Source organism: Pseudomonas sp. PDM09 (assembly GCF_014852305.1).
Classification (GTDB): domain Bacteria; phylum Pseudomonadota; class Gammaproteobacteria; order Pseudomonadales; family Pseudomonadaceae; genus Aquipseudomonas.
In genome coordinates, this window is sequence record NZ_JACVBI010000003.1 from 138,426 (window position 1) to 150,726 (window position 12,301).

Annotated in this window: 12 protein-coding genes; 9 read left to right on the forward strand and 3 right to left on the reverse strand. The window is 59.5% G+C overall.

Annotated elements, in window-relative coordinates; genetic code table 11:
* Positions 1–141: 141 nt before the first annotated feature.
* The 5 genes from IB250_RS09345 (at position 142) to IB250_RS09365 (ending at position 5,696) form a co-directional block, all read left to right on the forward strand.
* Positions 142–1,050 carry a carbohydrate ABC transporter permease gene (locus IB250_RS09345; protein ID WP_007902369.1) on the forward strand — a complete coding sequence of 303 codons (909 nt, stop codon included), beginning with the start codon at positions 142–144 and terminating at the stop codon, positions 1,048–1,050.
* On the forward strand, positions 1,043–1,888 hold the full coding sequence (locus IB250_RS09350) for a carbohydrate ABC transporter permease (protein ID WP_102616685.1): 846 nt from the start codon (positions 1,043–1,045) through the stop codon (positions 1,886–1,888). The genes IB250_RS09345 and IB250_RS09350 overlap by 8 nt, the downstream gene beginning before the upstream one ends.
* 3 nt (positions 1,889–1,891) lie before the next feature.
* Positions 1,892–3,052, forward strand: a complete 1,161-nt coding sequence (locus tag IB250_RS09355; protein WP_192343888.1) for an ABC transporter ATP-binding protein — start codon at positions 1,892–1,894, stop codon at positions 3,050–3,052.
* A gap of 196 nt (positions 3,053–3,248) precedes the next feature.
* A complete protein-coding gene (locus IB250_RS09360; RefSeq protein ID WP_192343889.1) occupies positions 3,249–4,595 on the forward strand; it encodes a carbohydrate porin in 1,347 nt (448 codons plus the stop codon).
* Positions 4,596–4,826: 231 nt separating this feature from the next.
* Positions 4,827–5,696, forward strand: coding sequence for a D-hexose-6-phosphate mutarotase (locus IB250_RS09365; protein WP_192343890.1), 870 nt, complete (start codon positions 4,827–4,829; stop codon positions 5,694–5,696).
* Positions 5,697–5,804: 108 nt separating this feature from the next.
* On the opposite strand, the gene IB250_RS09370 is transcribed toward IB250_RS09365, so the two are convergent.
* On the reverse strand, positions 5,805–6,665 hold the full coding sequence (locus IB250_RS09370; RefSeq protein ID WP_177319492.1) for a MurR/RpiR family transcriptional regulator: 861 nt from the start codon (positions 6,663–6,665) through the stop codon (positions 5,805–5,807).
* A 228-nt stretch (positions 6,666–6,893) separates the two neighbouring features.
* Here IB250_RS09370 and zwf point away from each other — a divergent pair, with 228 nt between their 5' ends.
* From zwf to IB250_RS09390, 4 genes are all read left to right on the forward strand, one after another.
* Positions 6,894–8,363: a glucose-6-phosphate dehydrogenase gene (gene zwf, locus IB250_RS09375; RefSeq protein WP_008072962.1), complete on the forward strand. Its 1,470-nt coding sequence runs from the start codon at positions 6,894–6,896 to the stop codon at positions 8,361–8,363.
* Positions 8,350–9,063 (forward strand): 6-phosphogluconolactonase, encoded by a 714-nt coding sequence (gene pgl, locus IB250_RS09380; RefSeq protein ID WP_192343891.1) that lies wholly within the window; start codon positions 8,350–8,352, stop codon positions 9,061–9,063. The genes zwf and pgl overlap by 14 nt, the downstream gene beginning before the upstream one ends.
* Positions 9,064–9,080: 17 nt before the next feature.
* A complete protein-coding gene (locus tag IB250_RS09385) occupies positions 9,081–9,746 on the forward strand; it encodes a bifunctional 4-hydroxy-2-oxoglutarate aldolase/2-dehydro-3-deoxy-phosphogluconate aldolase (RefSeq protein WP_008072964.1) in 666 nt (221 codons plus the stop codon).
* A 345-nt stretch (positions 9,747–10,091) separates the two neighbouring features.
* A complete protein-coding gene (locus tag IB250_RS09390) occupies positions 10,092–10,817 on the forward strand; it encodes an intradiol ring-cleavage dioxygenase (protein ID WP_192343892.1) in 726 nt (241 codons plus the stop codon).
* A 2-nt stretch (positions 10,818–10,819) separates the two neighbouring features.
* On the opposite strand, the gene IB250_RS09395 is transcribed toward IB250_RS09390, so the two are convergent.
* Together IB250_RS09395 and IB250_RS09400 are read right to left on the reverse strand one after the other, a co-directional pair.
* Positions 10,820–12,001, reverse strand: a complete 1,182-nt coding sequence (locus tag IB250_RS09395; protein ID WP_192343893.1) for an aminotransferase class V-fold PLP-dependent enzyme — start codon at positions 11,999–12,001, stop codon at positions 10,820–10,822.
* Between the two features lie 25 nt (positions 12,002–12,026).
* A complete protein-coding gene (locus IB250_RS09400; protein WP_007949456.1) occupies positions 12,027–12,263 on the reverse strand; it encodes a DUF3820 family protein in 237 nt (78 codons plus the stop codon).
* Between the last annotated feature and the right edge of the window lie 38 nt (positions 12,264–12,301).

Sequence of the window (12,301 nt, forward strand, 5' to 3'; positions counted from 1 at the left end):
ACCCCTGTGGGAGCGGGCTTGCTCGCGAATGCGGTCTGACATTCAACACGAATGTCGACTGATACACCGCCTTCGCGAGCAAGCCCGCTCCCACAAGGGATCGCCGTGCCGATTTCATTCCTCTTCACCTGGATTATCCCGATGAGCTCTGTGGCGGTTTTCAGCAAAGCCTCACCGTTCGACGCATTGCAGCGCTGGCTCCCCAAACTGGTTTTGGCGCCAAGCATGCTGATCGTCCTGGTTGGTTTTTACGGTTACATCATCTGGACATTCGTTCTGTCCTTCACCAATTCCAGCTTCATGCCGAGCTACAAGTGGGTCGGCCTGCAGCAATACATCCGCCTGATGGACAACGATCGTTGGTGGGTCGCGAGCAAGAACCTCGCGGTGTTCGGCGGCATGTTCATCGGCATCAGCCTGGTGCTGGGGGTGTTCCTCGCCGTGCTGCTGGATCAGCGCATTCGCAAGGAAGGCTTCATCCGCACCGTTTACCTGTACCCGATGGCGCTCTCGATGATCGTCACCGGTACTGCGTGGAAATGGTTGCTCAACCCAGGCCTGGGTCTGGACAAAATGCTGCGTGACTGGGGCTGGGAAGGCTTCCGTCTCGACTGGCTGGTGGATCAGGATCGCGTGGTGTATTGCCTGGTGATCGCCGCCGTGTGGCAAGCCTCCGGGTTTGTGATGGCGATGTTCCTGGCCGGCCTGCGTGGCGTCGATCAATCGATCATCCGCGCGGCGCAAGTCGACGGTGCGAGCCTGCCGACCATCTACCTGAAGATCGTATTGCCGAGCCTGCGCCCAGTGTTCTTCAGCGCTTTCATGATCCTGGCGCACATCGCGATCAAGAGCTTCGACCTGGTGGCGGCGATGACCGCGGGTGGCCCGGGCTACTCGTCTGACCTGCCGGCGATGTTCATGTACTCCTTCACTTTCAGCCGTGGCCAGATGGGCATTGGTTCGGCGAGCGCCATGATGATGCTCGGCGCGATCCTGGCGATTCTGGTGCCGTACCTGTACTCCGAATTGCGAGGCAAACGCCATGAGTAATCAACTCGGAAAACCGGGCATCAGCTTCAGCCGCATCGCGATCTACGCAACTCTGTTGCTGGCCGCGGCGATCTATCTGGTCCCGCTGGTGGTGATGCTGCTGACCAGTTTCAAATCCCCGGAAGACATCCGCACCGGCAACCTGTTGAGCTGGCCGCAAGTGATTGACGGCATCGGCTGGATCAAGGCCTGGGACAGTGTCGGCAGCTACTTCTGGAACTCGGTGAAAATCACTGTGCCGGCGGTACTGATCTCTACGTTCATCGGTGCCATGAACGGCTACGTGCTGTCGATGTGGCGCTTCCGTGGTTCGCAACTGTTCTTCGGCCTGTTGTTGTTCGGCTGCTTCCTGCCGTTCCAGACCGTGCTACTGCCAGCCTCGTTCACCCTCGGCAAGATCGGCCTGGCCAACACCACCACGGGCCTGGTGCTGGTGCACGTGGTCTACGGGCTGGCGTTCACCACGCTGTTCTTCCGTAACTACTACGTGAGCATTCCGGATGCGCTGGTCAAGGCGGCGCGGCTGGATGGCGCGGGCTTCTTCACGATTTTCTGGAAGATCCTGCTGCCGATGTCGATCCCGATCGTGATGGTCTGCCTGATCTGGCAGTTCACGCAGATCTGGAATGACTTCCTGTTCGGCGTGGTCTTCGCCAGTGGCGATGCCCAGCCGATTACCGTGGCCCTGAACAACCTGGTCAACACCAGCACCGGGGCCAAGGAATACAACGTTGATATGGCCGCCGCGATGATCGCCGGGCTGCCGACACTGCTGGTCTACATATTCGCTGGCAAGTATTTCCTGCGTGGGCTGACGTCCGGCGCGGTCAAGGGGTAGAACATGGCAACTCTCGAATTACGCAACGTCAACAAGACCTACGGTGCCGGTTTGCCGGACACCCTGAAAAACATTGAACTGAAGATCAATGACGGTGAGTTCCTGATCCTGGTCGGTCCATCGGGCTGTGGTAAGTCCACGCTGATGAACTGCATCGCAGGACTTGAAAACATCAGCGGCGGCGCGATTCTGGTGGACGACGCCGACATCAGCGGCATGAGCCCGAAAGATCGCGACATCGCCATGGTGTTCCAGTCCTACGCGCTGTACCCGACCATGAGCGTGCGCGACAACATCGCGTTCGGCCTGAAGATTCGCAAAATGCCCACCGCCGAAATCGACGAAGAAGTCGCTCGTGTGGCCAAGCTGCTGCAGATCGAACACCTGCTCAGCCGCAAGCCGGGCCAGCTTTCCGGTGGTCAACAACAGCGCGTGGCCATGGGCCGGGCGCTGGCGCGGCGGCCGAAGATTTACCTGTTCGACGAACCGCTGTCCAACCTCGACGCCAAGCTGCGGGTCGAGATGCGCACCGAAATGAAACTGATGCACCAGCGTCTGAAAACCACCACGGTCTACGTGACCCACGACCAGATCGAAGCCATGACCCTGGGCGACAAAGTGGCGGTGATGAAGGACGGGATCATTCAGCAGTTCGGCACGCCGAAAGACATCTACAACAACCCGGCCAACCTGTTCGTGGCGAGCTTCATCGGTTCGCCGCCAATGAACTTCATTCCTCTGCGGTTGCAGCGTAAGGAAGGTCGTCTGGTGGCTCTGCTCGACAGCGGTCAGGCGCGCTGCGAATTGCCGCTGGGCATGCAGGACGCCGGGCTCGAAGACCGCGAAGTGATCCTCGGCATGCGCCCGGAGCAGATCGTGCTGGCGAACGGCGAGCCGAATGGTTTGCCGACCATTCGTGCCGAAGTGCAGGTCACCGAACCGACCGGTCCCGACACCCTGGTGTTCGTCAATCTCAACGACACCAAAGTCTGCTGCCGCCTGGCACCAGACGTCGCGCCGGCCGTGGGCGAGACCCTGACCCTGCAATTCGATCCATCGAAAGTGCTGTTGTTCGATGCCAAGACCGGTGAACGCCTGGGGGTGGCCGGCCTGCCAAAAACCGAAGCTCACAGCGCCAACGTAGCCCAATTCAAAGGCCGCTGAAGATCAAAAATGTGGGAGTGAGCCTGCTCGCGATGACGGACTGACATTCAGCATCGATGTCGACTGATACACCGCTATCGCGAGCAGGCTCGCTCCCACAGGGGGAATCCGTGGCGCCCGGACTGTCGTGCGTCACGACCGTTGTAAACCGCGTTAGATAAAAACAGTTAATAACAATAAAGACGAGGATGTAGGGATGAAGAAGAACAACAACGCTCAGCTTATCTGCCAATTGTCAGCTCTTGCGATGATGACTATGGCCGGTAGCGCACACGCGGCTGACGCGTTCAGTGCCGACTCGCAGTGGATGACCGGGGATTGGGGCGGCGAGCGGACCAGGCTGATCGAGCAAGGTATCGACATCAAGGCCGACTACGTTGGTGAAGTGGGCGCCAACCTGCATGGCGGCTACAACGACGACAAGACGGCGCGTTACGCCGACCAGTTTGGCTTGGGCGTGGCGCTGGACCTGGAAAAACTGTGGGGCTGGGATAACACCCAGGCGAAGATCCAGCTCACTAACCGGAACGGCCAGAACATCTCCAATGACCGTGTCGGCGACCCGCGTGCCGGCACCTTGAGTTCCTCCCAGGAAGTCTACGGCCGTGGCCATATGGTTCGTCTGACCCAACTGTGGATCAAACACCAGTTTCTCGACGGTAAACTGGACGTCAAGGCCGGTTACTTCGGCGAAGGCGAAGACTTCAACACCTTCCCTTGCGAGTTCCAGAACCTGGCATTCTGCGGTTCACAAGCGGGTAACTGGGCGACCAACATCTGGTACAACTGGCCGGTCATGCAGGCAGCGCTTCGCGTGAAGTACAACATCACGCCTGAGTTCTATGCGCAGATCGGCGCGTACAACCAGAACCCGTCGCAACTTGAGCACGGTAACGGCTTCAAGCTCAGCGGCAGTGGTACCGAGGGCACCGTCTTGCCGGTTGAATTGGTCTGGTCGCCGAAGGTCAACAACCTGCCGGGCGAATACCGTGTCGGTTACTACAAGAGCACTGCCAACGCCGATGACGTACGTAAAGACGACAACGGCGACGATGCCGCGACCAGCGGCAACGCCTATCGCAGTCACGATAGCAAGCACGGCTACTGGTTCGTGGCGCAGCAACAACTCACCACCCACAACGGTGACGCTTCGCGCGGTCTGAACATCGCGGCCAACGCCACCTTCCACGACAAGGACACCAACTTCGTCGACAACTACCAGTCGCTGATGTTTGTGTACAAGGGGCCGTTCGATGCACGTCCTAAAGACGATGTCGGAATCGGTTTCGCCCGTATCCATGTCAACGATGACGTGAAGAAAAACGCCGAGTTGGTCAACGCTGCCAATGGTGTCACCGACTACGAAGACCCGCTGTTCTCGCCGTTGCGTTCCACCGAGTACAACTACGAGATCAACTACGGTTTCCACGTTACCAACTGGCTGACCGTCCGTCCTAACCTGCAATACATCACTCACCCGGGCGGTGTGGATGAAGTCGACAACGCTCTGGTGGCTGGTCTGAAAATTCAGTCGGTGTTCTAACGCTGTTGCGATAAGCTCCTCTCTATGTGCGCATTTTTGCGGACGGCCATGGCTGTCCGCTTTTTTTTGGGGGCAGCGCACCCCTTGGACAGATCGTTCCCACGCTCTGCGTGGTAACGCCGCTCTGGACGCTCTGCGTCCATCGTATGTGACGCAGAGCGTCACGGGATGCATTCCCACGCAGAGCGTGGGAACGATCAGGTAGAAAAATGATTTTCAGGACCGCGGCACATGCTTGAGCATCCGCTACAACGCTTCTTCAAATCCTTGCGCGAACGTCCGGTGTTTGCGTGGGAGCGCTATCAGATGCGCGATGTGCTGGTGATCGACCATCCGCTGTGTCAGGCGGTATTCAGTCGGCAGGGCGCGCAGTTGCTGCACTTCCAGCCAAAGGGTCAGAAACCCTGGCTGTGGTGCGCGGCGAAGTGGCCGCATGTCGGTGCGATTCGCGGCGGTGTGCCGGTGTGCTGGCCGTGGTACGGCCGTCATCCGAGCGAAAACGCCTGGCCGTCCCATGGCTGGGCGCGTTTGCTCGACTGGAAACTGCTCGACAGCAGCGCTGATGACGATGGCGTGCACCTGCACTGGCAGTTACAGCTGTGCGACTGGCAAGCGGACTTGCACGCGCACTTGGGTGAACGCATGGATTTGCACCTGAGCACCGAGCATCAGGACGACATGCCGTGCCAGTTGAGCCAGGCGTTGCACGCCTATTGGCGTATTGGTGACGTGGGTGAGGTAGCGCTGTCTGGGCTCGATGGCGCACAAGGTTACGACCAATTGAGCCGCCAGGTTTGCCAGCAGGAAGGCGAGTTGCGGGTCGACGGCGGTTGTCAGCGAGTGTTCCAGCATGACGGCGAATTGCAGCTCAAGGATCACGCCTGGCAGCGGCAATTGTGCATCGACACCGGTGACCATGCAGACACAGTGGTCTGGCATCCGGGCTCGCGGCCATTGCTGGGCGTGAGCTGGAACGAGATTTTAGAGTTTGTTTGTGTGGAAGCGGCCAGCGGCGGGACCGACAGCTTGAGCCTGGCACCGGGTGAGCGGGCGCATTTGAGTTTGCAGGCGCGGGTGATCGTTCCCACGCTCTGCGCTTGATCGTTCCCACGCTCTGCGTGGGAATGCAGCCCGTGACGCTCCGCGTCACTGGACGCGGAGCGTCCCTAGAGGCGTTCCCACGCAGAGCGTGGGAACGATCGGTATGAGTTAATTAAACTCATCACCAATCGGATACCGACTGGCATTCAGGCTTTCCTTGATCTTGCGCAAATGCGGCTGGAAATCCACGCCCCGGCGCAGGGTCATGCCGGTGGCGAGTACATCGAGCACGGTCAGTTGAATGATCCGCGACGTCATCGGCATGTAGATATCCGTGTCTTCCGGCAGCGGAATGTTCAGGCTCAAGGTGCTGGCCTTGGCCAGCGGCGAACCCTCCGCCGTCAGGCCCAGCACCGAAGCACCGTTTTCCCGGGCGATGCGCGCCACTTCCACCAGTTCCCGGGTGCGGCCGGTGTAGGAAATGATCACGAACAACTCACCTGTGTGGGCCACCGAGGCAATCATGCGTTGCATCAGCACGTCGGCATGGGCGGTCACTGCCAGGTTGAAACGGAAGAACTTGTGCTGGGCATCCAGCGCCACCGGAGCCGAAGCGCCGAGGCCGAAGAAGTGGATCTGGCGGGCCTGGATCAACAGGTCGACGGCGCGGCTGATCAGGCTCGGGTCAAGCGCCTGCAACGCACTGTCCAAAGAGGCGATGGCGCTGCCGAAAATCTTTTTTGTATACGCTTCCGGATTGTCATCGGCTTCCACCGCCCGGCTGACATACGCCGCGCCACTGGCCAGGCTCTGGGCCAGCTGCAGTTTCAGTTCCGGGTAGCCGCTGACGCCGAACGAGCGGCAGAAACGGTTCACCGTCGGCTCGCTGACCTTCGAGGCCTGGGCGAGGGCGGCAATGCTGAACCGGGTGGCCTGCTCCGGGTTGAGCAGAATCACTTCGGCGACTTTGCGTTCAGCCTTGTTCAGGTCTTCAAGGCGATTCTGGATCTGTTCCAGTAAATTTCGCACGCGATCCATTTCATGTTCCTTAGGTCAGCAGCGCAAATAAGCGTTCGACTAATGCAAATTGGGCCTTTGATACGGCCCATAACGGTGGCCTATCCTACTGATGGCTCCGACCGACCACCACTCGGAATCTGTATTTTGCGAAAATGTTGTGGTTATTACTACATTTTCCCTTGAGTGATGCCTTGAAAAAAGGTATTTGTAGCTTAACTTGATAAAAGAACAAACATCATGCCTTCGATTACGGTTGAACCTTGCACCTTTGCCTTGTTCGGCGCTCTCGGCGATCTAGCCCTGCGCAAGCTGTTTCCTGCCCTTTATCAACTCGATGGCGCCGGCCTGCTTCATGAGGATACGCGCATTATCGCGCTGGCCCGTGAACCCGGCAGCGAGCAGCAGCATCTGGCATTCATCGCCACTGAACTGCGCCGCTACGTGGGCGCCAAAGAGCTGGATGAAGCGGTGGTCGAGCGCTTCCTGGCCCGTTTGAGCTACCTGCACGTCGACTTCCTCAAGGCTGACGATTACGTCGCCCTGGCCGAGCAGGCCGGCAGTGCCCAGCGGGTGATTGCCTACTTCGCCACCCCGGCGGCGGTGTATGGCGCTATTTGCGAGAACCTGTCGAAGGTCGGCCTGACCGAAAACACCCGCGTGGTGCTGGAAAAACCCATCGGTTCGGACCTGGAATCCTCGCGCAAGGTCAACGACGCCGTGGCGCAGTTCTTCCCGGAGAACCGCACCTACCGCATCGACCACTACCTGGGCAAAGAGACCGTACAAAACCTGATCGCCCTGCGTTTCGCCAACAGTCTGTTCGAAACCCAGTGGAACCAGAATTACATCTCCCACGTGGAAATCACCGTGGCCGAGAAGGTCGGGATCGAAGGCCGTTGGGGCTATTTCGACAAGGCCGGGCAGCTGCGGGACATGATCCAGAATCACCTGCTGCAATTGCTCTGCCTGATCGCCATGGACCCGCCGGCCGACCTGTCCGCCGACAGCATTCGCGATGAGAAAGTCAAAGTCCTCAAGGCGCTGGCGCCGATCAGCCCGGAAGGCCTGACCACTCAAGTGGTGCGCGGCCAGTACATCGCCGGGCACAGCGAAGGCAAATCGGTACCCGGGTATCTGGAAGAGCCTAATTCCAACACCCAGAGCGACACCGAAACCTTCGTCGCCCTGCGTGCCGACATTCGTAACTGGCGCTGGGCCGGTGTGCCGTTTTACCTGCGGACCGGCAAGCGCATGCCGCAAAAGTTGTCGCAGATCGTCATCCACTTCAAGGAGCCGTCGCACTACATCTTCGCCCCTGAGCAGCGCTTGCAGATCAGCAACAAACTGATCATCCGCCTGCAACCGGATGAAGGCATTTCCTTGCGCGTGATGACCAAAGAACAAGGCCTGGACAAGGGCATGCAGCTGCGCAGCGGTCCGTTGCAGCTGAATTTTTCCGACACCTATCGCAGCGCGCGGATTCCCGACGCCTACGAACGGTTGTTGCTGGAAGTGATGCGCGGCAATCAGAATTTGTTTGTCCGTAAAGATGAAATCGAAGCCGCGTGGAAGTGGTGTGACCAGTTGATCGCCGGGTGGAAAAAATCCGGCGATGCGCCCAAGCCGTACGCGGCCGGGTCGTGGGGGCCGATGAGCTCCATTGCACTGATTACGCGGGACGGGAGGTCGTGGTATGGCGATATCTGAATTGAAACTGCCTCAGGGCGTTAGCGCCCATGAGTTCAAGAGCCCGGTGCTGCTGGCCGAAGGCCTGGCATTGACGGTGGCCAAGCAACTGAGCGACGCCATTGCCGCACAAGGCGCCGCGACGCTGGTGGTGTCTGGCGGGCGCAGCCCGGTGGCGTTTTTCCAGCACCTGGCCAAGCAGAAGCTGGACTGGTCGAAAGTGGTGGTCAGCCTGGCTGACGAGCGCTGGGTGCCGGTGGAACATGCCGACAGCAATGCCGGTCTGCTCAAGCGTTACCTGTTGCAAGGCCCGGCGGCCAAGGCTCAGTTCCTGAGCCTCTACAGTGCCACCGCCAACCTGGAGCAGGCCGCCGAGCAGGCTGATCGCTTGCTCGCCGAATTGCCGCCGATCGACGTGCTGGTGCTGGGCATGGGTGACGATGGTCATACCGCGTCGCTGTTCCCCAACAGCCCGAACCTGGCCGATGCCTTGAAAGTCGACGGCACCCGCCGTTGCTGGCCGATGCTGGCGCCGACCGTGCCCCATCAACGCCTGACCATGAGTCGCGCGCTGCTGGCTTCGGCGAAGCACACCGTTCTATCGATTTCCGGTCAGTCCAAGCTGACCACCCTGAATGCCGCACTGGCCGGTGACGATGTCGCCGCCATGCCGATTCGGGCGTTTCTGCAACCTACGTTAGAGATTTACTGGTGCCCATGAACCAAGGATCAGCCGCTATGACAAACACATCCCCGACCGTTTCCATGGCGGACAAAGTTGCCCTGATCGACAGCCTTTGCGCCAAGGCGCGGATCCTGCCGGTGATCACCATCGCCCGTGAACAGGACGTACTGCCGTTGGCCGACGCCTTGGCGGCCGGTGGCCTGACGGCGCTGGAAGTGACCCTGCGTTCGCAGTTCGGTCTCAAGGCGATCCAGATCCTGCGCGAGCAGCGTCCGGAACTGGTAACCGGCGCCGGCACCGTACTGGATCGCAGCATGCTGGCCGCTGCCGAAGCGGCCGGTTCGCAATTCATCGTCACACCGGGTATCACCCGTGACCTGCTTGAAGCCAGTGTCGGCAGTCCGATCCCGTTGTTGCCGGGCATCAGCAATGCCTCCGGCATCATGGAAGGCTATAGCCTGGGTTATCGCCGCTTCAAGCTGTTCCCGGCGGAAGTCAGCGGCGGCGTCGCGGCTATCAAGGCCCTGGGCGGTCCGTTCGGCGAAGTAAAATTCTGCCCGACCGGCGGCGTCAGCCCGGCCAACATCAAGAGCTACATGGCGTTGAAAAACGTGATGTGCGTGGGCGGTAGCTGGATGCTTGACCCCGAGTGGATCAAGAACGGCGACTGGGCCCGCATCCAGGAGTGCACCGCCGAGGCGTTGGCCCTGCTGGACTGATTTACCGGATTTTTACCAAACACTTCGTTGTGTGTTCTACGGCTTTACGGTGCGCTTGGTCGGTGCACCGTTTTTTTTTGCCTGCTGAAAATTTCTGTGACTGTCGAAACGCTCTTTGTAGCAGCTGCCGAGCCTGCGAGGCTGCGTTCGGCTGCGTAGCAGTCGTGAGTCCGGCTGATGCGGTTTTCCTGATGCACCGCAAGCTCTGGTTTGACGACTGCTACGCAGCCGAACGCAGCCTCGCAGGCTCGGCAGCTGCTACACGACATCACGCGATACATAGTTACCGCATCTCGTCGCTCGTCCGGCGTTAACCTGCGTTCATCTTATGGAAGAGAGAACGTCATGGACGACAATACTGCAATGACATCCCCACCTCCGGCTTGCCAACTGTCACCCGAACAGATCGCCGGCCCGTATTTTCGAAACCCGAAACTGATCAGACGCAACATCAGCGAAGGCATGGATGGCATCCCCTTGGTTCTGCGGCTGACGATCGTCGATGCGATGACCGGTCAACCGGTCACCGGGGCGGTGGTCGATATCTGGCATTGCAACGCGCGCGGGGCGTATTCGGGGTGGAGCAAGATCAACCCAGACAAGAAAGTCAGCGTCGGCGATATCGGGTCGATCCCGCGTACCGATGATGATACCTACCTGCGTGGTGGGCAATTCACGGACAAAAACGGCATCGTCCGGTTTACCACGATCTATCCGGGGTTTTATGCCGGCCGAGCGCTGCACATACATGTCGCGGTACGCATCACAGCCGGCAACAACTATCTCGAAGAACGCCATGTCGCCTGGGTTGGCCAACTCTACTTCCCGGACGTAGCGTCGAGATCGGTGCTTGATGCCAGAGAATACGGCGGGCGCACGGTATCAGCGCTGACAAACGATGAAGATTTTCACTACAAGCACCGAGGCGGCGAAGCCTCGACCTTGAATGTCCATGCCATCGGTCGAGACTCGAACGACGACGGCTTTTTCGGGCACATGACCATCGGCGTCGACACGTTTGCGGTGTCATCGCAAATCAAGCCCGAGGACTTCGACAAATACACCGTGTGACCTCAGCGCAATTCAGTCAGCGCCCGTGCCAACCGATCCATGTCGGCTGCGGTGGTGGTGAGGCCCGGCGTAATGCGGATGCACGGGCCACACGCCGCACCGCTGCGCATCACGGTAAACAGGTTGTAGTCGTTGAGCAGGCGCTCGACCATCGCCTGCTGATCGGCATGCCGGGTAAAGCGCATCGAGGTGATGGCGCAATACAGGCGCGGGTCATCGGGGGTCATGATTTCGATCCCCGGTAACCCCCGAACGGCATCGACCCATCGGTTGCGCAGGTAATTGAGCCGCATGCCCTTGGCGACGGAACCGCCCATGGCGTGATGTTCTTCGAACACCAACGGCAGGGTAAGCAGGGCCGGAATATTGGGCGTGCTGTAGGGCATGCGGGCGCGAATGTCGGTGACCGGGAAATGCATCTCGCCCATGTCCGGGTCAATATCGGCCAGGCGCTCGGGGGCGATGTAAATGAAGCCCAGCGTCAGCGGCGCACCGATCCATTTGTGCAAGTTGTAGCCAGCAAAAGCGATGCCCAGTTTCTCGAGATCGAACTCGATCTGACCGAGGGCATGGGCGCCGTCGAGGATCACATCGATCCCGTGTTCCCTGGCGGCAGCGGCAATCGCCTGCACCGGCATGACCAGTCCGGTACGATGGGTGACGTGGGTCAGCGCCATCAGCTTCAGTCGCGGATAACGCACGAAAGCTTCGCGGTAAGCGGTGAGTAAACTGTCGAAACTGGCGGGGTGGTGGTGTTCGATCTCGATCACTTCCACGCCTCGATAACGTGCCAGCCAACGCATTGCACCCTTGACCGTGTCGTACTCCAGATCGCTTATCAGCACCTGATCGCCCGGTGCCAGGCGATTGTAGTTGCGGATCAGCGATTGCAGGCCATCCGAGGCGTTGCAGGTGAAGGCAACGGCTTCGGCGGGGGCACCGATCAGCTCGGCCAATTGCGCACGAATCTTGACGCTTTCGCCCTGTTCGAAGCGTTGGCGCACATGCACCGAGTTGCCGCGGTTGATGAGTTCGATGTTGCGCTGATACTCCTCGACCACGGTGCGCGACATGCGCCCGAAATAACCGTTTTCCAGGTTCAGGGGGCCGGGTTCGACGGCGTAACGGTCGGCAAAGGTCTGCCAAAAGGCTTCATCGCGGGTACGGCGGGTGTTATCGGGCATGAGCAACTCGGTGAGGTAGGGCGGGTCAGTGGCGAGGCGCGGGTTTGCCGTGTTTGGCGCGCAGGGGTTCGAGCAGTTCCGACAAGCCGTTGTGGTCGATTTCCTGCATCAAAGCCAGCAAACCGCCGAGTTCACCGTGGGGGAAACCTTCGCGAGCGAACCAGTTCAGGTACTGACCGGGCAGGTCAGCGATGATGCGGCCCTTGTATTTGCCGAAGGGCATTTCGCGGGTAATCAGCAGTTCGAGCTTTTCGGGATTCATCATCAGTCATCTTGATTCAAGGCAGTCTGGAAAATACA

What these genes read in the sequence shown, in the direction of transcription:
- IB250_RS09350 (WP_102616685.1), top strand. Translation starts at nt 1,043, where the DNA reads ATGAGTAATCAACTCGGAAAACCGGGCATCAGCTTCAGCCGCATCGCG.
- IB250_RS09395 (WP_192343893.1), bottom strand. Translation starts at nt 12,001, where the DNA reads ATGCCCGATAACACCCGCCGTACCCGCGATGAAGCCTTTTGGCAGACC.
- IB250_RS09385 (WP_008072964.1), top strand. Translation starts at nt 9,081, where the DNA reads ATGACAAACACATCCCCGACCGTTTCCATGGCGGACAAAGTTGCCCTG.
- zwf (WP_008072962.1), top strand. Translation starts at nt 6,894, where the DNA reads ATGCCTTCGATTACGGTTGAACCTTGCACCTTTGCCTTGTTCGGCGCT.
- IB250_RS09365 (WP_192343890.1), top strand. Translation starts at nt 4,827, where the DNA reads ATGCTTGAGCATCCGCTACAACGCTTCTTCAAATCCTTGCGCGAACGT.
- IB250_RS09400 (WP_007949456.1), bottom strand. Translation starts at nt 12,263, where the DNA reads ATGAATCCCGAAAAGCTCGAACTGCTGATTACCCGCGAAATGCCCTTC.
- IB250_RS09360 (WP_192343889.1), top strand. Translation starts at nt 3,249, where the DNA reads ATGAAGAAGAACAACAACGCTCAGCTTATCTGCCAATTGTCAGCTCTT.
- IB250_RS09390 (WP_192343892.1), top strand. Translation starts at nt 10,092, where the DNA reads ATGGACGACAATACTGCAATGACATCCCCACCTCCGGCTTGCCAACTG.
- pgl (WP_192343891.1), top strand. Translation starts at nt 8,350, where the DNA reads ATGGCGATATCTGAATTGAAACTGCCTCAGGGCGTTAGCGCCCATGAG.
- IB250_RS09345 (WP_007902369.1), top strand. Translation starts at nt 142, where the DNA reads ATGAGCTCTGTGGCGGTTTTCAGCAAAGCCTCACCGTTCGACGCATTG.
- IB250_RS09355 (WP_192343888.1), top strand. Translation starts at nt 1,892, where the DNA reads ATGGCAACTCTCGAATTACGCAACGTCAACAAGACCTACGGTGCCGGT.